Genomic DNA, 16,698 nt, shown 5'->3' on the forward strand with positions numbered 1-16,698 from the left:
AGGCGGCGCAGCCCCTCAAGGACAACGTCCAGCGCACTGTGACCGTTAATTGCACCGTCAGTCGAACGGCCTACGTATCCCACGATTCCACACATTTGAACCTCACAAACATAAATAAGGACAAAGTAGGGAGTATTTGACCGGCTCTCTACTTAGAGTAACCGACATCCGCCACTAATGAATAAAATGACAAAAAACTACAATTGATACCATTGCATGATGGTACTATACCGCCGCAACTTCTCACTGAGAGCAGAAGTCACAAGATCGATTGATAAACCGTACCAAGCGCTGGAATCCATTTTTTCTCCGTGTACTTCTCTTCGTAGACGGTCCTACAATGCGCGCGGATTCGCGGGAAAAATTCATATGCATGGTCCAGCAGATTACCTATATCCTCGAGCCCCCCCACAAGCCCTGTTAGCTCGGATGATACTAATCTCGAAACAACATTCGGTTCCCAAGTGAGAATAGGAGTTCCAGCCGAGAGCGCCTCGGGGTAGACCAACGGGAATCCTTCAAAACATCTCGAAGGGAAAACAACGCCGACCGCGTCTTGCATCAATGTAAGAAGTTGCCCCCTACTCACGGCGCCCATGAGTATCACGTCATCACTGGCAAACGAGCGAACTTCGTCTTCTAAATCGCCTGATCCAACCAAGATAAGCCTGTGTCCCTTGGGCCACTTCCTCAGCAGCTCAAGCACACCTTTTTCTTGCGAGAGCCGTCCAGCGTACAGCCAATACCCTCCATCCCCTTCCCCCGGCCCGCAGTCGAGTTCCTGCGGAAGAAAGTTCGGCAGAGTATGCATTCGCGTCCAGGGAACACCAGCCCGTGCGTACATTTCCCGCATCTGTTCGGATAGAACAATCAGTGCGTCAGAGTCCGCCAGCACAGGCTCGTTGGCAAACCTCTGCCCTATCGAAACGGGCACGGACTGAAGTCGTCCCCTATAGCATCCGTGGACAATCGCCGGGATACTCGAATCCCTGTCTAGGCACGCGGTGCAACTCTCACTCCCCCGATAAAACGTTCCAGCGGCACACAGCGGTCGATAATTATGCATAGTAGAGACCACGGGGGCACTAACGGAACGAATCCACTTTTTTCCATAATTGGGAAACAAGTTATGTATGTGGATTACGTCCGGTTCAAATTCACCCAGCAGCGGCTTCGGACCAATGCCGGTAGACACCGTGATACTCGCTTCGATCGGATACAACCGCCCCAACTCGCGCTCATCAGTCCGTTGCGCGAAGACTTCAACTTCATACCCGGCCCGCCTCATTGCCTCTGCTTGCTGAAGAACAGCAGCATTCTCACCGCTCGGATTCCGCGAGGAATAAAAGCTGTGTACCAATGCCACCTTGAGAGATGACGTGAAGACTTCCTGTCCTGAACTATGCACTGGCCAAGTCTATACACCCGACCGGTGCGGTCCGACCAGCAATTCAAAGTTGTCGTCCACCGCTATCACCAAGACAACAATAAATGAGGGCACGATGCTCGACCAGAAGAGTGCGTCCTCGCTCGCCCAGTCAGGAGTGACCCGATTTCTTCCCGGTTCAGTCGATCCCTCATCTCACGTCATCTCTAGAGCTTGATACTGTTTTTCGCGGTCACACCCCTAGTATCGAAGAACAGCGCACTGGCCTCGGCGATCGCGTCGACGTCGTACACGCTGTGATTCTGCAAAAGAACTACCGCTTGCGCTGCAGCCACAGCACTGGCCAAATCTGATTCTGATTCGCTTACTAATCCATCACGAACCCAGGACTTAACGTGGGGATCGTGGAAAATAACGTCAGCACCTTTGTTGCGAAGTAATTTGTCAACATGAACTGCGGGCGACTCACGCTGGTCTGAAATGTCCGCCTTATACGTAACGCCCAGCAGCAATACTTTTGTTCCCTTCACAGGTAGCCCGATACTGTTCAACGCGTCAGATAGTCGGTCCACGACATAGCGCGGCATGGAGTTATTTATCTCCTGTGCGAGTTCAACAAATCTGAATGGGTAACCGAGGTTACGCTCGACTTCAAAACTCAAGTAGTTCGGATCGATGGGAATGCAGTGCCCCCCGACACCAGGGCCCGGGTAAAATGCCTGAAACCCGAAAGGTTTTGTTTTGGCCGCGCGAATAACTTCCCACAAATCAATATCGAGTTCATGACAAAACTTAGCCATTTCATTCATGAGAGCAATATTTATATGACGATAAGTATTTTCTAAGAGCTTGGCCGTTTCGGCTTCTTTTGTACCTTTTACCTGCACAACGGTGTCGACTATACAGCTATAGAACTCAACGGCTCGCTGCGTTGATTCATTTGAAGCGCCGCCAACCACCTTGGGCGTATTCTTAAGGCCAAACGTTTTATTACCGGGGTCAATTCTTTCAGGCGAAAAAGCCAAGAAGAAGTCCGTATCCAAAGTGTGGCCGTAGGCCTCAAGGATAGGAAGAACAAGATTTTCCGTTGTGCCTGGATATGTCGTCGATTCCAACACGACGAGGCACCCTGGACGCAAATTCTCAGCGACGGATTTGACCGCAGCTTCTACCGCCCCCAAGTCGGGGCCGCCAGCTGCACTTAGCGGGGTGGGCACGCAGATAACAATCACGTCAGCATCACTGATAACTGAGTCATCGCACGATGCCAAGTAGCCGCCGGCAATCATCGAACTGATTGTGTGATCCGATATGTCGTCGACATGCGAATTACCGGAATTCAGTTGATCCACCACGACGCGATTCAAATCTAAGCCGACCGTCTTAAAACCGGCCTCTACAAGTGCTTCCGAAAGCGGCAGCCCAACGTATCCCTGCCCTATCACAACTACTTTGCGCATAATACTTTCACCGTTAATCTTTCATGGGTAGAACCAGAGAACCTAGGAGTGAAGCCAAGAACCAAAACCTCGCCAATATCCGACTAACCGCCCAGCGGACACTTCGAGCTTCATAAGTAGAGCCTGGTCACGGGAAATGTTGCGCTGCATCTTCAAAATGCAGAAACCGAACAGTGTCTTAATTGCCGACGCTACGAGGCGTACCTTCGAGCCTCCAGTGAAACGGACCACCTGGACCCAGGTTTCAGCACTGACCGTTGCTCGCTGCCTTAGCCACGGGATATTCAGCCGCTCATTTGCCACCGGCTCAACTGCGCGCGCGGCATCCACGTATCGGATCACATAACCCGCGGAGCGAAGCGCAACCGTAATGTAGGTATCCTCCCCCGGCCCGCGCAAGAATGGCTCAGGAACACGACAGAGACCGGACTCCAAAGTGGAGCGAGGTATGAGAATATTCCCAAACCCGGCGTGGCTCCGTATAGAACCATCAGGCTGCTCACGCCTCCCCCAAGCAGCGGCCTCAACCGCCCACTGGGGGACACTGTCCGGGAGAACAGGAATCACTGGACCGACGAGGACTTCGTCCGGCACACTCAGGTGCCGGTTCAGAAGCGCCGCCAACCAGGTGGGACACGGCTCTTGGTCATCATCAAAGAAGATAAGCAACTCGTCACTTTTAAGCGAATCGAATATCGCATTCCGGGCAAATCCCACGCCTTTTTCAGGGACACAATTATACTCGATGCGGACACGCGGGAAGTCTTTGGAAGCCTTCTCAACCGCGCTTTTCGCTGTCATTTTCTCATCATTGTCCGCGACAATAATTCGGACGTTCCAGTCAGAACAAGCAAGAATTTGCCGTTGCAGCTCGGCGAGAAGAACGCCCAGTTGAGAAACGCGTTGGTAGGTACACACACCTATAACAACGGAATCGAGGCTCGAACGGTCCTCTGTCATATCCGCGCCCACCCGTCCATCATCAGTCGGGTTGCGTCGTGATCTTCGTCAGAAAACCAAGAGGCAGGCCCCACAACTGGGATTTCTCGTCGAGAGGCAAGGTAGGCTGCCCACCAACTGAAAGAACTGTTTGACATGATGAGAGCCGACGACGAAGCCATGCCTAGGAAGTCGTCCATCGCGCTACCCTCGGGTGCCAGCGTGACATTCCTGCGGGTGAGATTCTCAGAAACCCACTCTCGGTCATCGCTGTAGATTACAAATTGTTTAAAACCAAGGATACTCATATGCCTCATAGCGCGTTCATAATAGTCCTTTGGCTGGGCACCTAAAGTTGCCGCGGCTCCTGCGTCACTCACGTAGTCGCCCCTCCGGACATGAACTGCGCAATGAGATTTTTTCGGCCACTCATCATAGCGAAGCCAACTCGACAGCCTGCTGTACACCACATCAGAAACGCTGTGGAAGTAGTCATGCGACTGCCAGTAGCCCCAATGCACCGCGACCGGATGGTGAATAGGCTTCACTTCCGCCGGTCTTGACTCATCCTCCAGTATCCAGGTGAGAAAGGGCACGTAACTCGAGAGGCGACCGAGCAGGCGACTTTTCGTCCACAACTTCGCCGGCAATTTGAGTATGTCGCCCTGATCGATGAGACCTTCGAGAGCAAAGCCCCGACCCAGCTCTGGACTGGGATCAAAGATGACACGGGAACCAGACTCTTTGAGATTCATTCCGTATGCCCAACAAAATAGTTGATTACCGAATCCTCCGCGAAGTGGCACAAGTGACAGTCTATTCCTCATCGTCCAGGCCGCCTCAAAAACACCATTATTCGCGGTCCAAACTTGGAGTACGCCAACAACAAAACACCTCCACCGACGCTAACGAAATTTATTGGACCGCTGGTAGCGGACGGCGCAAATGCCAAGAAAAGCATTATTATCAGCACCAACAACAACCCACGACTCCGAACAATGATTCCAGCACGCACAACTAGGTAAAATGTAAACAAAGCCGCAAATGCGTTAGCTGCCACTAGGCCGGTAACCAATCCGAGGGGGCCAAATAAGTATCCCGAAAGGCCGGACACGGCCAGTTGAACAGCCACTGTTACAAGCCCATTCATAAGCCACGGCCGCGTAAGACCCTGCGGCAGTAAACAAGATCCGAGAGTCCACGCGTATGCACGAGCGATCTCTCCCGCTAGCGCCAAAGTGACGAGAGGAAATGCAATATCAACTAAAGACGGACTATAAAAAATAAAAATGAATACTTGCGCGCAACCAGACAATATCGCCAACAGGCCACCTATAACCGGCAGCAACTTAATCACCAATTCGTTCAGCTTGCTAGCAAGCATCACGTGATCCCGTAGCTTAGCGATTTCAATCAACGATGACGTTGCTAGTGCGCTTAAGAACAACCCTACAAACTGCGTGACTAAAAGCACCACGGGCTGATAGGCCGCCAGCGACTCAAGCCCATACCTCTGCACAACAACAGTACGTCCTGCTAGCTCCGCGGTGGCAGCGAATATACCCAATAGCGCTGAGGACCAGGATAATGATATAACCTCATGCAAATTTGCTCGCGGTAGACGCGGAAAGTAGCCAAAGGAGAATCGGGATTCAAAGCATATGCTTGAGATGACAATGGCTTGGGCAAGCGGAGCAACGAAAAAGCTGGTGCTTGCCCAGAACTCATCATGTAGAAGTAATAAACCAGCGACCGAAACGCTTCCCACCGCGGCGGATAGCATCGCAGCGACAACAAGCCGCGGTCGACCGGAGCGGACCTGTGCGATGGCTAACGATATTTGACCATAGACGGCAGGGGGTATACCGGCAGCTGCAGCAATCACGAGGGGGGTGAATCTTTCAGAACCCAGCACGAGAACGGCGACTTGCGGACTGAAAGCGATTACCAGAGCTGCGAAGGCGACTGCAAGCAAAGTGGGGAGTAGAAGAAACCAATTTTGAGCCGCAGCCAGTTGATCAGATTCCATGTTCTTACGAGCGAGAATAACGCGCGAAGCGGTAACGACTCCGGCAGCGCCCAGCGAGATAAGAACCGTTTGAATCTGTGATAGTTGCCCCACAAATGCAATGCCACTCGCTCCGAAAATTAAACTGGCAAACTTCGTACGAACTAGTCCAGGAAGCATGAAACCGACGGAGACGAATGCGAGCGCTAATGTCCCACCGAACACTTGGACACTTATGCTTCGCCCTGGTTCCACTTTCCCCGTTGAGGTGCTCAACTGTGGCCAACTGTTCCGAGAACGTTTTTGACCCGTTTTGCGCGTTGACGTACGTAGCCGAGAGTAGCTTCGGAGAACCAAGGCACGGAGGTTTTGTCAAGTGTCCTGTCGGAATTTGCATGAATTACCCGCGCCCGCCAGTAGGCTGCTCGGAGAAGATACCCGTAGCTATCGAGCTGACGACGACGGTACCCAGATATAGTACTTTGAGCATTGACAAACTCAAGTTCCGGAAATCTATGCATGATACGAAGTAATAAATCCAGATCTTCTCCCACCGGATATGCAGGATCGTAGCCGCCGACCGCCAACATCAGCTTCAGTGGTGCAATCATTGTGGGGTGGGCGATAGGCATATGCCCTCTCAAAAGGAGGCCTTTTGTGTCTGCAGGTGCTTGAGGCCAGCAGGCCCCTTGAAATACCTGTCCAGAAGGATCCATCCATTCGACTTGACCACCAGCAATTCTGGAAGCATTGCGCCCAAGCAGCCCGACAGTTTCAGATAGTCGGTGCGGAAGTGAATAATCGTCCGCATCTTGTATAGCAACAAGTTCGGTTGTCACCTGTTGGAGTGCTCTGTTCCTTGACCGTGACCTACCGAGTCGGCTCTCATTTGACAGTAAGAGGACATCTGGGTACCCGGCAACGATGCCGTAAGTGTCATCCGTTGAAGCATCATCCACCACGATCAGACGCACGTCGCCGTCGTAGTCTTGGCAGATAACAGAATCCATGGACCGTTTGATGGTTTTGGCCGCATTTCGTGCAGCCATTACGAACGTAACTGAGGGACGTTTCAACGAATGACCTCCAGCTGCGGTTTGAGAATGAATCGAGGCTGAGCTTTGGTTTCGCGCCGTGAGATCCATAAGCTTTCCTCAAATGGAAATATGCATGATGCACATAATTCCTTTGTGGATTGAAAAACTTTACCGTGGGCACAAGCCCAAATAAAGGCTGCTATAACAGCCAACGCAGCAAAGCTGCGCCAATTCCTCGTAGTATTCCCGACATTGCGGAGTGACGGCGCGAGGCTTTGATCGGCAAAAAGTTCGCGTAATAGTACGGCTAGAAGCAAGACCGCATCGTCCGCCGGTTCGAGTAATCCGCGCATAGGCATTTTCACACTCTTACGTGATCAGAAAAGACTGACATAAGGCCTTCAAGAAACCTATCTGCCATATCTTCGACAGAATAATCTGTACTTGCCTCAAGACACGATTCGCGCATCAAGGCTAATTTGCAGTCATCATTCATAAGGGAAATGGCCTTACCAGCGTAGGCAGCAGCCTCAGGTATCGTCACCTCCGCTGTAAGCCCTGGTTCCAAATAGGAAAATTCCGGACCGTGGGCATTATCACCAGTCGTCACGATGGGGACACCTGCAGTAAGCGCATCCACCGCTACAAGGCCAACACTTCCAGGTATCAGAAGCACCTTTACGGAGGCGAGCAGAAGGGCCTTGGCTGACCCATCCACTGTGCCAATGTAGGTAAGCCACGGATATTGAGAGTCAGCTCTACAAACTTTGCTCCTAAGTGGGCCGTCACCAGCAATCAAGAGACGAAATCCTGGAACTCGTCTGGCGATTTCTTGGCCGGCTTCGATCAAAAGTTCGATGCGCTTTCCTGCATCCAGGGCGCCAATGTAGGCGGCACTGTTGTTCCCAAGGGAATGGAGTTCCTTGAACGACCACAGTTCTGACTCTTCGAGCTGGACTATGTCGCCCCGCAATTTAGTGGTATCAGTCGAGTTCTTCAACTCTGTGATCCGCTCAACCGGCATCCCTAGCGCTTGAACGGCGGCTCCCCCAACGGCGCTGTAAGCAAAAAACCAGTCGGCCCTTCGTGTCAGGAGTTTCCTTAGCACGACATCGAAAGAACCTCGACTGCCTGCGAAGTCTGCACCGTGCCCCCAAAGCGCTATTCGCGTTGGCCTGAGGCTTCTTGGAAGTAAGAGACGGTAGACATCGATGTTCCGTCTTGCCTGCTCTAAAACCACGAGGTCGGCTGCCGCCGCTGCCCGCGGCCACTTTCGAAGGGTCACCCTGCGACCTAACAGTCTGAATTCTTTCTGCTTCAGTGGCACGACGAAGGGGGGAGCTACTGCGTCCTTTCGTTTCGACTGCGAACCTGAAGGTCGCCCAGCTACAACGACTACATCTATCCCTCGACCACCGGCCCTGTGAATAAGTTCTTCGAAAAACTTCGCGCGATAAGTTGGAATGTAGGCCTGCAAAATAACGACGAGGGGACGCCTAGTTTTCATAGGTACTCCATCTAATTCCCTCGCCTTAGACCAGGGACATAGTTTCTTTGTGAGCACCATTAGCTACAGTCCTCGTCGAATCACCGAGTAGAGAAAAACAAAATTACCAATAAGATATCGTCGCCACAAGCGTTTGGGTTCAGCAGCCAATCGAAAGAGCCATTCGAATCCGAGCGCGGTAATCCATCGGGGTGCCTCCTTTTTTGTACCAGCAGAAAAATCGAAGGCTGCACCAACCGCCACAGCAAAGAAGTTTCCTGCGGTAGCTAGTCTTTGGGCTTCAAAGTCCTGCTTAGGGGTGCCGAGCCCCACCCAAACGATATCCGGATTCGTATCCTCAATTCTTCGATCTTGGCTCTCGTACTCTCTCGGCGACATAGCGCTAAAAGGAGGGCTCATGGATCCAACAATTTCGACTCCAGGGTATCTATCCCTTAAAGAAGAGACTAGGAGTTCGAGGGTCTCAGGAGTTGACCCAAGGAGGTAATGTCGCAGTCCGTAGCGTCGTCCGTCGTCCATAACTCGTTCAAATACGCTTGGTCCCCGAACCTGAGACAAGGGCCTCGACGTGATTTTTGTAATGAGGGATATGGGTTTTCCATCAGGGAAATTGCTTGTGGCAGTGCGAACACATTCGCGAAATTCTGCATTTGTCTCTGCGAGAGCCAAACTATAGGAATTGAGAAGATGTACGTGACCGCCTCGCCGCCCTGTCTTCGAGCGCTCGCAAAGCCAGCGGCTTGCGTCTCGAAGGTTGGCAATTGCAAACGGGATGTCAGCCACTTTGCGTACGGGTAAAGTTGTCACATGCGTTTTCCGAATCTGTGCGAGAGCCTGTCAAGGCCGCTACTGGGCTCGGAACTGCACACACTCGTCCCCCGGTCGTGGCCACGAGGTACGATACCAGCCCTGGCTTCGGGTCGCCGACATAGACCAGCCTGCGTTCTGATTCCCAAACTCTTCCATCTTGAATGACGGAAGGGTCTTCCTATGTGCCGGAAGAGCGACCAGCCACCAAGAAGGACGACAGTGAGTCCGTACTCGAAACCTCCACCGGCTATAGTCTCTACTGAACCACGTCTGACTGCTGAACGTCTATCGTTCAGCAGCACCAGATGAATCCAAGACTTATAGCAGCGGGGGGAACAGCGTTGGCGAAACGCGCATTTATTACGGGCATCACGGGGCAGGATGGCTCTTACCTTGCGGAACTGCTCCTGAAGAAGGGCTACGAGGTCCACGGTCTCATAAGACGGGCATCAACGTTTAACACATCAAGGGTCGATCATCTATACCTGGACCCCCATGACGCCAACGCGAGCCTTTTTTTGCACTATGGTGACCTGAGCGATGGAGCGCGGCTCGTCACATTGATGGCGCAAATCAAGCCCCACGAAGTTTATAATTTGGCTGCCCAATCTCACGTGCGAGTTTCTTTTGAGGAACCGGAGCACACCGGCGATACGACTGGCATGGGTTCTATTCGACTCTTGGAAGCAGTACGTATGGCTGGAATCGAAACGCGTTTCTACCAAGCTTCCTCGTCCGAGATGTTCGGTGCTACACCGCCGCCTCAGAACGAAGAGACCGCGTTTTACCCGCGGTCGCCCTATGGCGCAGCCAAGGTATATAGCTACTGGGTTACAAAGAATTATCGAGAAGCATACGGAATGTTCGCCGTGAATGGGATCCTGTTCAACCATGAATCTCCCCGTCGCGGCGAAACGTTCGTTACGCGCAAAATAACACGCGCTGTCGCTGCAATCAAAGCGGGCCGGCAGGATTCTCTTTACATGGGGAATCTGGACGCTATCAGAGACTGGGGATACGCAGCAGAGTACGTAGAGGGAATGTGGCGAATGCTGCAAGTCGATGAACCCGAGGATTTCGTACTCGCAACCGGGGCGGGATACTCAGTCAAAGACTTCCTCGAAGTTTCCTTTGATCATGTCGGGCTCAATTGGCACGACTACGTCCGCTTCGACGAGCGCTACCTCCGCCCCACTGAAGTGGACGCACTTATAGGAGACGCGTCGAAGGCTCACGCGAAGCTCGGGTGGAAAGCGACTGTCGAGACTCCGGATTTGGCTCGGATCATGGTAGATGCTGACGTCGAAGCTTTGCGCCACTCAGGGCGCCCCTGGATCGACTCTGTCAAGCTCGTAAGCTGGGAGGAGTAAAGAGATGGTGCTCAACCCGAGTGGAGTGAGTGGTGGCGATAACGTCGTTTTCAGCCCCGCTCCCATGGACAAGTCCGCGAGAATATACATAGCAGGGCACCGCGGGCTTGTGGGTTCCGCGCTTTGGCGAGCTCTCCGCAAGCAAGGCTTCACAAATTTAGTGGGTGCCACTTCGTCGGAATTGGATCTCAGAGATAGGCAAGGGGTTCTCCGGTTTTTCAAGCAAACGGAACCCGAGTACGTGATTCTCGCCGCGGCCAAGGTAGGTGGAATCCTCGCAAACTCGACCTACCCGGCCGACTTCCTGACCGACAACCTTCAGATACAACTAAACGTCATGGATGCCGCACTTGCGACAGGCATTTCTCGATTGCTTTTCCTTGGTTCATCATGCATCTATCCCAAATACGCGCCACAACCTATAAAAGAAGATTCGCTCCTGACGGGCCACCTTGAATCAACAAATGATGCCTACGCCATAGCGAAGATTGCCGGCATTATGCAAGTCCAGGCAGTCCGACGGCAATATGGTCTTCCGTGGATTTCTGCCATGCCTACGAACCTTTATGGTCCCAACGACAACTTCTCAAGGACGACGTCACACGTTCTTCCGGCCATGATCCGTCGCTATGAGGAAGCTTTCCGTGCAGGCGAAAACTCTGTGACTAACTGGGGAACGGGCACTCCGCGACGTGAGTTTCTCCACGTCGATGACATGGCAGATGCATGCATACACCTCCTCGAGAATTATGACGGGCCTGACCAGGTGAACGTCGGAACGGGCACTGACGTGACCATCAAGGAGGTGGCATCGTTGGTGGCCAGCGCAGTGGGCTATGAGGGCACTGTGCACTGGGATCACACGAAACCGGATGGCACTCCACAGAAGCTGTTGGATGTTTCGAAATTGACTGAGTCCGGGTGGACACCCAAAATTTCGCTTGAACAAGGCCTCGTGCAAACAGTTCAGTGGTTTCGTGACAACGTCCATGACTCGCGAACTTAAGTCCCCCAGTAGTGAACGCTTTGGAAGACAACGCAACTCTTACAGCCTTTTGACCTCATACCTCTAGCTGCAAAAGCTATGTGTGGACTGGTCTAAAAGGCTGAATTGTTCTATAGGAGCGCACGGTCACTGGACCCGGCGTTCCGCCGAATACTTAGGTTCCATCGTGCACTGGAACAACTCTAGAAAGGGCATCGCTTTGGAGTTACGCGATTATCTGCGGGTAGCCAGACGCAGTTGGATCACAATCGTCACATGTACGACACTCGGCTTACTCGCCGCGGCAGCGCTTTCGCTCTCGCTGACCCCGACCTATACAGCTAAGACCCAACTGTTTGTGGCCATACAAGGTTCCGGCTCAGTCTCCGAGCTCCAGCAGGGAAACACTTTTACTCAAGCACGTGTCCAGTCCTACGCAGAGACTGCTACCACACCAGCAGTTCTTCAACCCGCGATTGACGCCCTAGGCCTACAGGTCTCGGCTAACCAGTTGGCAAATAAAATCTCTGCGCACACAGACACCAGTACTGTGCTCATTTCGATCACAGCCCAAGATTCTTCGCCTGTACAAGCCGCTGCTATAGCACAGGCGGTGGCCAACAGCTTGGTGGCAGTTGTGCAAGACCTGGAAAGCCCAGCAAAGGGCGGCAATTCGCCAGTCAAGCTTTCTGTGGTCACTCCAGCGACCGCACCTGTATCACCGTCCGCGCCGAACACTCGGGCAAACTTGGCTGTGGGGCTCTTTGGTGGATTAGTACTTGGACTCGCAGTCGCTATACTCAGGTCTACTCTCGATACAAGAGTTCGCAATGAAAGTGAAGTTTCGCGAGTTATCACTGCTCCGATTCTCGGCGGAATAAGCTACGATCCCGAAGCTGTAAAAAGGCCGCTTTTGACCCAAACGAATGGTCGAAATGCCCGCGCCGAGTCATTCCGGCAGATACGCACCAACCTTCAATTTGCGCACGTTGCCCATAAATCAAAAGCCGTCCTCGTCACGTCTTCCCTTCCTGGAGAAGGTAAGACGACTACTGCGACCAACTTGGCCATCTCGCTAGCACAGGCTGGTCAGACGGTGGTTCTGGTTGATGCGGATCTGCGGCGACCTCGGGTCCACGACTATCTTGGCCTAGATCGCAACGCGGGCCTGACAACAGCCCTAGTCGGTAACGCCGATATCAATAGTCTATTACAGTACTGGGGCGAGGATAATCTTTATGTACTGACGTCAGGGGTACTTCCGCCTAATCCGAGTGAGCTGCTGGGCTCTGCAGCGATGAAAGACTTGATATGTCAACTTGAAGAGGCATTTGATGCTGTCATCATCGACGCTCCCCCTCTTCTTCCGGTGACTGATGCCGCTGTTCTAGCTCAAGAAGTGGGCGGCGTCGTCCTCGTAGTAGGGGCGAGTCGTGTCAAGTCTCCCGACCTCACCAAAGCGGTGGCTGCGCTTGAAATGGTAGAGGCGGATGTACTCGGCGTCGTGATAAATCTGCTTCCCTCTAAGGGACCAGACTCCTACGCTTACACGTACTACGGTGAAGCTCAGCAACATTTAGTAGAGCAACGGCCTAAAAAGGTTTTTCGTGTCAGATAGAACCTTTGTCCGCGAGGCCTTATAGTCCTCGTTGAAAGTTTGATGGATTTGAATAAATTGGTCAGCAAAGTTTGCGTAGCACCCATTGCGACCGCCAGTGAGCTTGATTCCCTGAATATCTTCTGTGGTTTCAGACGTTTTTCTTAGATATTTTGACTTCTTACCTTATTCGGAGGGCGGCCAGCTTGGGGGATAGCGGGGATTGGCGCATACGGAGTTCCATCTCCCTTCGGTTAACCGACGCGTTCGTAATCGTATGGGCGGTCGTAGGTGCCTACATTGTCCGATTTGGTCTTGAGCCAAACTTTTCTTCTCTCGGTAGTGATACCGGGTATGCCCTCTTGTCCGTCGGTTTGATTGCTGCCTGGTGGATTATGCTGGGTGCTTGGAACAGTCGGCAAAGTCAGATTCTAGGGGCAGGCGCCGAAGAGTATAAACGGGTTGGGGCGGCGACACTCTGGCTTTTCGGCTTTGTTGCAATTTTTTCGTATGTCCTCCGTATCGACACAGCACGGGGTTTCGTAGGGTTTGCACTCCCGGTTGGTCTTGTAGGTCTACTTCTTTCTAGATGGCTTCTTCGCCAGCATCTCTATCTCAATCGTGTAGCCGGAAGGAGCATGTCGAGGCTACTGCTGATTGGGGGTCCAAGCGCCGTCGCCCATCTTGCCGACTCGCTTTCGAGGTCCCGAGGGGCCGGATATCTTCCTGTGGCGGCGTATACGCCCGGGCTAAGCCCGATTGACCCTTTTGAGCCAGAATCCGGTCTACCGGTCCTCGGGCACGCCCCGACTTACGCCTCAATTCTCCAGGCCATAGATGACTGTGAAGCGGATGCCGTCGCAATCTCCGCCGGCGTTCAGCTACACCCCCAAACACTAAGACATTTGGGGTGGGAGTTGGCCGCACGAAACCTGGGACTCATAATGGCGCCGGCGCTCACAGATATAGCAGGTCCGAGAATCCATACCCAGCAGGTTGCTGGGCTACCTCTCATACACGTAACAACCCCGTCTCTTGAAGGGGGGCGCGGAGTTGCCAAACGACTATTCGACGTCGTCGCCTCAAGTCTGCTTATTGTGGCATTATCTCCCCTGATGGCGGCCGTGGCGATTTTGGTGAAGCTGGATAGTCCAGGACCCGTGCTCTTCAAACAGGAACGTGTTGGACTCGAGGGAAAACCATTTAGACTGCTCAAGTTCCGGTCGATGGTAGTCGATGCCGAAATCTTGCTCGCCGACCTAACTTGCCGCAATGAAGCCGATGGGTTGCTCTTCAAGATTAAGGCCGACCCGCGTGTTACCCGTATTGGTCGTCTCCTCAGAAAGTACAGTTTGGACGAACTGCCTCAACTCTTCAACGCTCTAAGTGGATCTATGAGTCTGGTAGGGCCGAGACCACCCCTTCCACAAGAGGTAGAGGAATACGAACACGACGTGCGTCGCCGATTGCTTGTAAAGCCAGGGCTAACTGGACTGTGGCAGGTCAGCGGACGGTCCACCCTTTCTTGGCAAGATTCGGTAAGGCTTGATCTTTATTATGTGGAGAATTGGTCACTCGTCGGAGACCTAATCATCATTCTTAGGACGATTAGAGCCGTCCTTCGCGGCACTGGCGCTTACTAGATTTCCTTGTCCCATAATTATCCAAGTATTGAAAGGCCGCCTCTGTCATGACGGTGAATAAGGAGGGCGGAATGCGCAGGTTCAAAGTTGGCGTTTCCGTGCGCAAGAAACGATGGAAGACATCTCTAATCTGCTTTGCCACGTTCCTTTTGCTGTCAGGGACGCTAGCCCTGTGGCTGACCACCAAAGCGGCTGAACTCCAGTCAGAGTTGACTTCCGCCGCATCACTCGTTCCGCAGCTCAAGCATGAGATCGAGTTAGACGACAAATTGGCCGTTCGGCAAACAGTCGATGGGATGGCAATCCATACTCGGAAGGCAGCTGACATAGCGCGTTTCCCCGTCTGGTCTATGTCAACCTCGTTGCCCTTGATTGGGGAAAATTTTCGTGCCGCGAGCGAACTCGCTATCTCCGGGAATGATGTCGTACAACTAGCCGTCATGCCGCTTGCAGATAGTTACCAAGCGTTGGACTGGGACAACCTCGCGCCTAACCATGATGGCGTTGACTTGGCGCCCCTAGGTGGCGTACGTACGGAACTCTCTGCGGCTGCCCAGGCCATACGAGATTCAGCCGCCCGCCTCGGCGATATCGATTCTGACAAATTGTTGCCGCAGATTCGTCAGCCCCTCGTTCAGGCCACCTCCCAACTGAACTCATACAGAGCAATCTTCGACACTGCTGCCGATCTTGCTTCGGTGGCACCAGAAATGATGGGGAGTACATCTCCCCGTACCTATCTTCTTATGATCCAGAACAACGCGGAAGCGAGGGCGTCAGGCGGCATTCCTGGAGCGTTGGCAGAATTATCAATCGACAAAGGCAAACTGGCACTAGATGCCCAAAGCAGCGCCGGGGATCTTGGCATCATGTCGCCAGTGTTGCCAATTGATTCTCAGCAGCAGCAGATCTATTCGGCCCGGATGGGCAAATACATGCAAGACGTCAACCTCACTCCTGATTTCCCTACTGCTGCGACCACTGCTCGAGCGATGTGGCAAGCAAAGACCGGGAGGCTGGTCGACGGGGTGATTTCCATTGACCCTGTAGTTCTCAGTTATATTCTCCAGTCGACCGGGCCCGTCTCTGTCAATGGCCCTGAACTCGCAGTAGTAAGAGCGTCAGGACTACCGACAGAATTAAGGGGAGACAACGTCGTGCCAACTCTACTTTCGGACGTTTACGCAAAGATAACGCAACCCAAGCTGCAGGATGCCTACTTCGCTGGCGTAGCTAAGGAAGTCTTCTCCGCTCTTTCAAGCGGTAAGGGTGAAGGCAAAGGCCTGGTTGCCGGCATTACGCGCGGAGCAGAGGAAGGACGTGTCCTCGTGTGGTCAGCTAACACATCCGAACAGTCCGTAATTTCAAAGTATGCCCTAAGTGGCTCAATTTCTGGGCCTAGCGTATTACCGGCCCAGTTTGGGGTCTACTTCAACGACGGGACGGGTGCCAAGATGGATTATTACGTCAAACACACGGTACAGCTCGTCAAGGAATGCCCCGCAGACGGCTACGAGCAAACGATGGTCCGCGTAACGAGCACCAACACAGCTCCTGCTGACGCGGCCACCTCACTGCCGGCGTATGTAACTGGGGGAGGCGCTTACGGTATTGCGCCGGGTACCGTGCAAACCAACATAGTCACTTACGGCCCTGTGCAATCAAACGTGGAATCAGCAAACATCGACAGTCAGAAAACTCCGTTTGCGCCCTATCTACACGCGAACCGCCCGGTTGGTGTGATCGCCCAGCAGCTCGCGCCCGGTGAAAGCAAGACTGTCGAGTTCACGTTCGGAAAAATCGTTCAACACACCGAACCTAACGTGGTTGTCACGCCCACAGTCCAACCTGTAAAGGACGTTGTACTGCCAACTAAGATTGCGAGCTGCGACAAGGAGCAGTGACCGGTTGGTACCGCTATGTAAACCGACTGGATTGAGCTTGGTCGTAGCGCG

13 protein-coding genes are annotated in these 16,698 nt (G+C 53.0%); 5 read left to right on the forward strand and 8 right to left on the reverse strand.

From position 1 onward, the window contains the following. Nucleotides 1-259: 259 nt before the first annotated feature. The 8 genes from J2X98_RS16885 to J2X98_RS16920 form a co-directional block, all read right to left on the reverse strand. Nucleotides 260-1,408, reverse strand: a complete 1,149-nt coding sequence (locus J2X98_RS16885) for a glycosyltransferase family 4 protein (RefSeq protein WP_307310463.1) — start codon at nucleotides 1,406-1,408, stop codon at nucleotides 260-262. Between the two features lie 185 nt (nucleotides 1,409-1,593). Further along, nucleotides 1,594-2,847 (reverse strand): nucleotide sugar dehydrogenase, encoded by a 1,254-nt coding sequence (locus tag J2X98_RS16890; protein WP_307310466.1) that lies wholly within the window; start codon nucleotides 2,845-2,847, stop codon nucleotides 1,594-1,596. 42 nt (nucleotides 2,848-2,889) lie between these two features. Then, complete coding sequence (locus J2X98_RS16895; protein ID WP_307310469.1) at nucleotides 2,890-3,807, reverse strand: glycosyltransferase family 2 protein; 918 nt, start codon at nucleotides 3,805-3,807, stop codon at nucleotides 2,890-2,892. Then, nucleotides 3,804-4,541, reverse strand: a complete 738-nt coding sequence (locus J2X98_RS16900; protein ID WP_307310472.1) for an alpha-1,2-fucosyltransferase — start codon at nucleotides 4,539-4,541, stop codon at nucleotides 3,804-3,806. The genes J2X98_RS16895 and J2X98_RS16900 overlap by 4 nt, the downstream gene beginning before the upstream one ends. A 68-nt stretch (nucleotides 4,542-4,609) precedes the next feature. Further along, nucleotides 4,610-6,019, reverse strand: a complete 1,410-nt coding sequence (locus tag J2X98_RS16905; RefSeq protein ID WP_307310475.1) for a hypothetical protein — start codon at nucleotides 6,017-6,019, stop codon at nucleotides 4,610-4,612. Nucleotides 6,020-6,066: 47 nt separating this feature from the next. Next, the gene (locus J2X98_RS16910) at nucleotides 6,067-6,939 is read right to left on the reverse strand and encodes a glycosyltransferase family 2 protein (protein ID WP_307310477.1); all 873 of its coding nucleotides are present in this window, start codon (nucleotides 6,937-6,939) and stop codon (nucleotides 6,067-6,069) included. A gap of 253 nt (nucleotides 6,940-7,192) precedes the next feature. Continuing rightward, nucleotides 7,193-8,398 (reverse strand): glycosyltransferase family 4 protein, encoded by a 1,206-nt coding sequence (locus tag J2X98_RS16915; RefSeq protein WP_307310480.1) that lies wholly within the window; start codon nucleotides 8,396-8,398, stop codon nucleotides 7,193-7,195. 3 nt (nucleotides 8,399-8,401) lie between these two features. Then, the gene (locus tag J2X98_RS16920) at nucleotides 8,402-9,145 is read right to left on the reverse strand and encodes a WecB/TagA/CpsF family glycosyltransferase (RefSeq protein ID WP_307310483.1); all 744 of its coding nucleotides are present in this window, start codon (nucleotides 9,143-9,145) and stop codon (nucleotides 8,402-8,404) included. A gap of 344 nt (nucleotides 9,146-9,489) precedes the next feature. Here J2X98_RS16920 and gmd point away from each other — a divergent pair, with 344 nt between their 5' ends. The 5 genes from gmd to J2X98_RS16945 all read left to right on the forward strand — a co-directional run bounded on the left by gmd (nucleotide 9,490) and on the right by J2X98_RS16945 (nucleotide 16,647). Continuing rightward, on the forward strand, nucleotides 9,490-10,518 hold the full coding sequence (gmd, locus tag J2X98_RS16925) for a GDP-mannose 4,6-dehydratase (RefSeq protein WP_307310679.1): 1,029 nt from the start codon (nucleotides 9,490-9,492) through the stop codon (nucleotides 10,516-10,518). Nucleotides 10,519-10,522: 4 nt separating this feature from the next. Further along, complete coding sequence (locus J2X98_RS16930) at nucleotides 10,523-11,524, forward strand: GDP-L-fucose synthase family protein (RefSeq protein ID WP_307310486.1); 1,002 nt, start codon at nucleotides 10,523-10,525, stop codon at nucleotides 11,522-11,524. A 166-nt stretch (nucleotides 11,525-11,690) separates the two neighbouring features. Then, complete coding sequence (locus J2X98_RS16935; protein ID WP_444964472.1) at nucleotides 11,691-13,121, forward strand: polysaccharide biosynthesis tyrosine autokinase; 1,431 nt, start codon at nucleotides 11,691-11,693, stop codon at nucleotides 13,119-13,121. Nucleotides 13,122-13,306: 185 nt separating this feature from the next. Continuing rightward, nucleotides 13,307-14,743, forward strand: coding sequence for a sugar transferase (locus J2X98_RS16940; protein ID WP_307310683.1), 1,437 nt, complete (start codon nucleotides 13,307-13,309; stop codon nucleotides 14,741-14,743). 71 nt (nucleotides 14,744-14,814) lie between these two features. Continuing rightward, the gene (locus J2X98_RS16945) at nucleotides 14,815-16,647 is read left to right on the forward strand and encodes a DUF4012 domain-containing protein (RefSeq protein WP_307310489.1); all 1,833 of its coding nucleotides are present in this window, start codon (nucleotides 14,815-14,817) and stop codon (nucleotides 16,645-16,647) included. The last annotated feature ends 51 nt before the right edge of the window (nucleotides 16,648-16,698 follow it).

The organism is Pseudarthrobacter enclensis, from assembly GCF_030811655.1.
Lineage (GTDB): Bacteria > Actinomycetota > Actinomycetes > Actinomycetales > Micrococcaceae > Arthrobacter > Arthrobacter enclensis_A.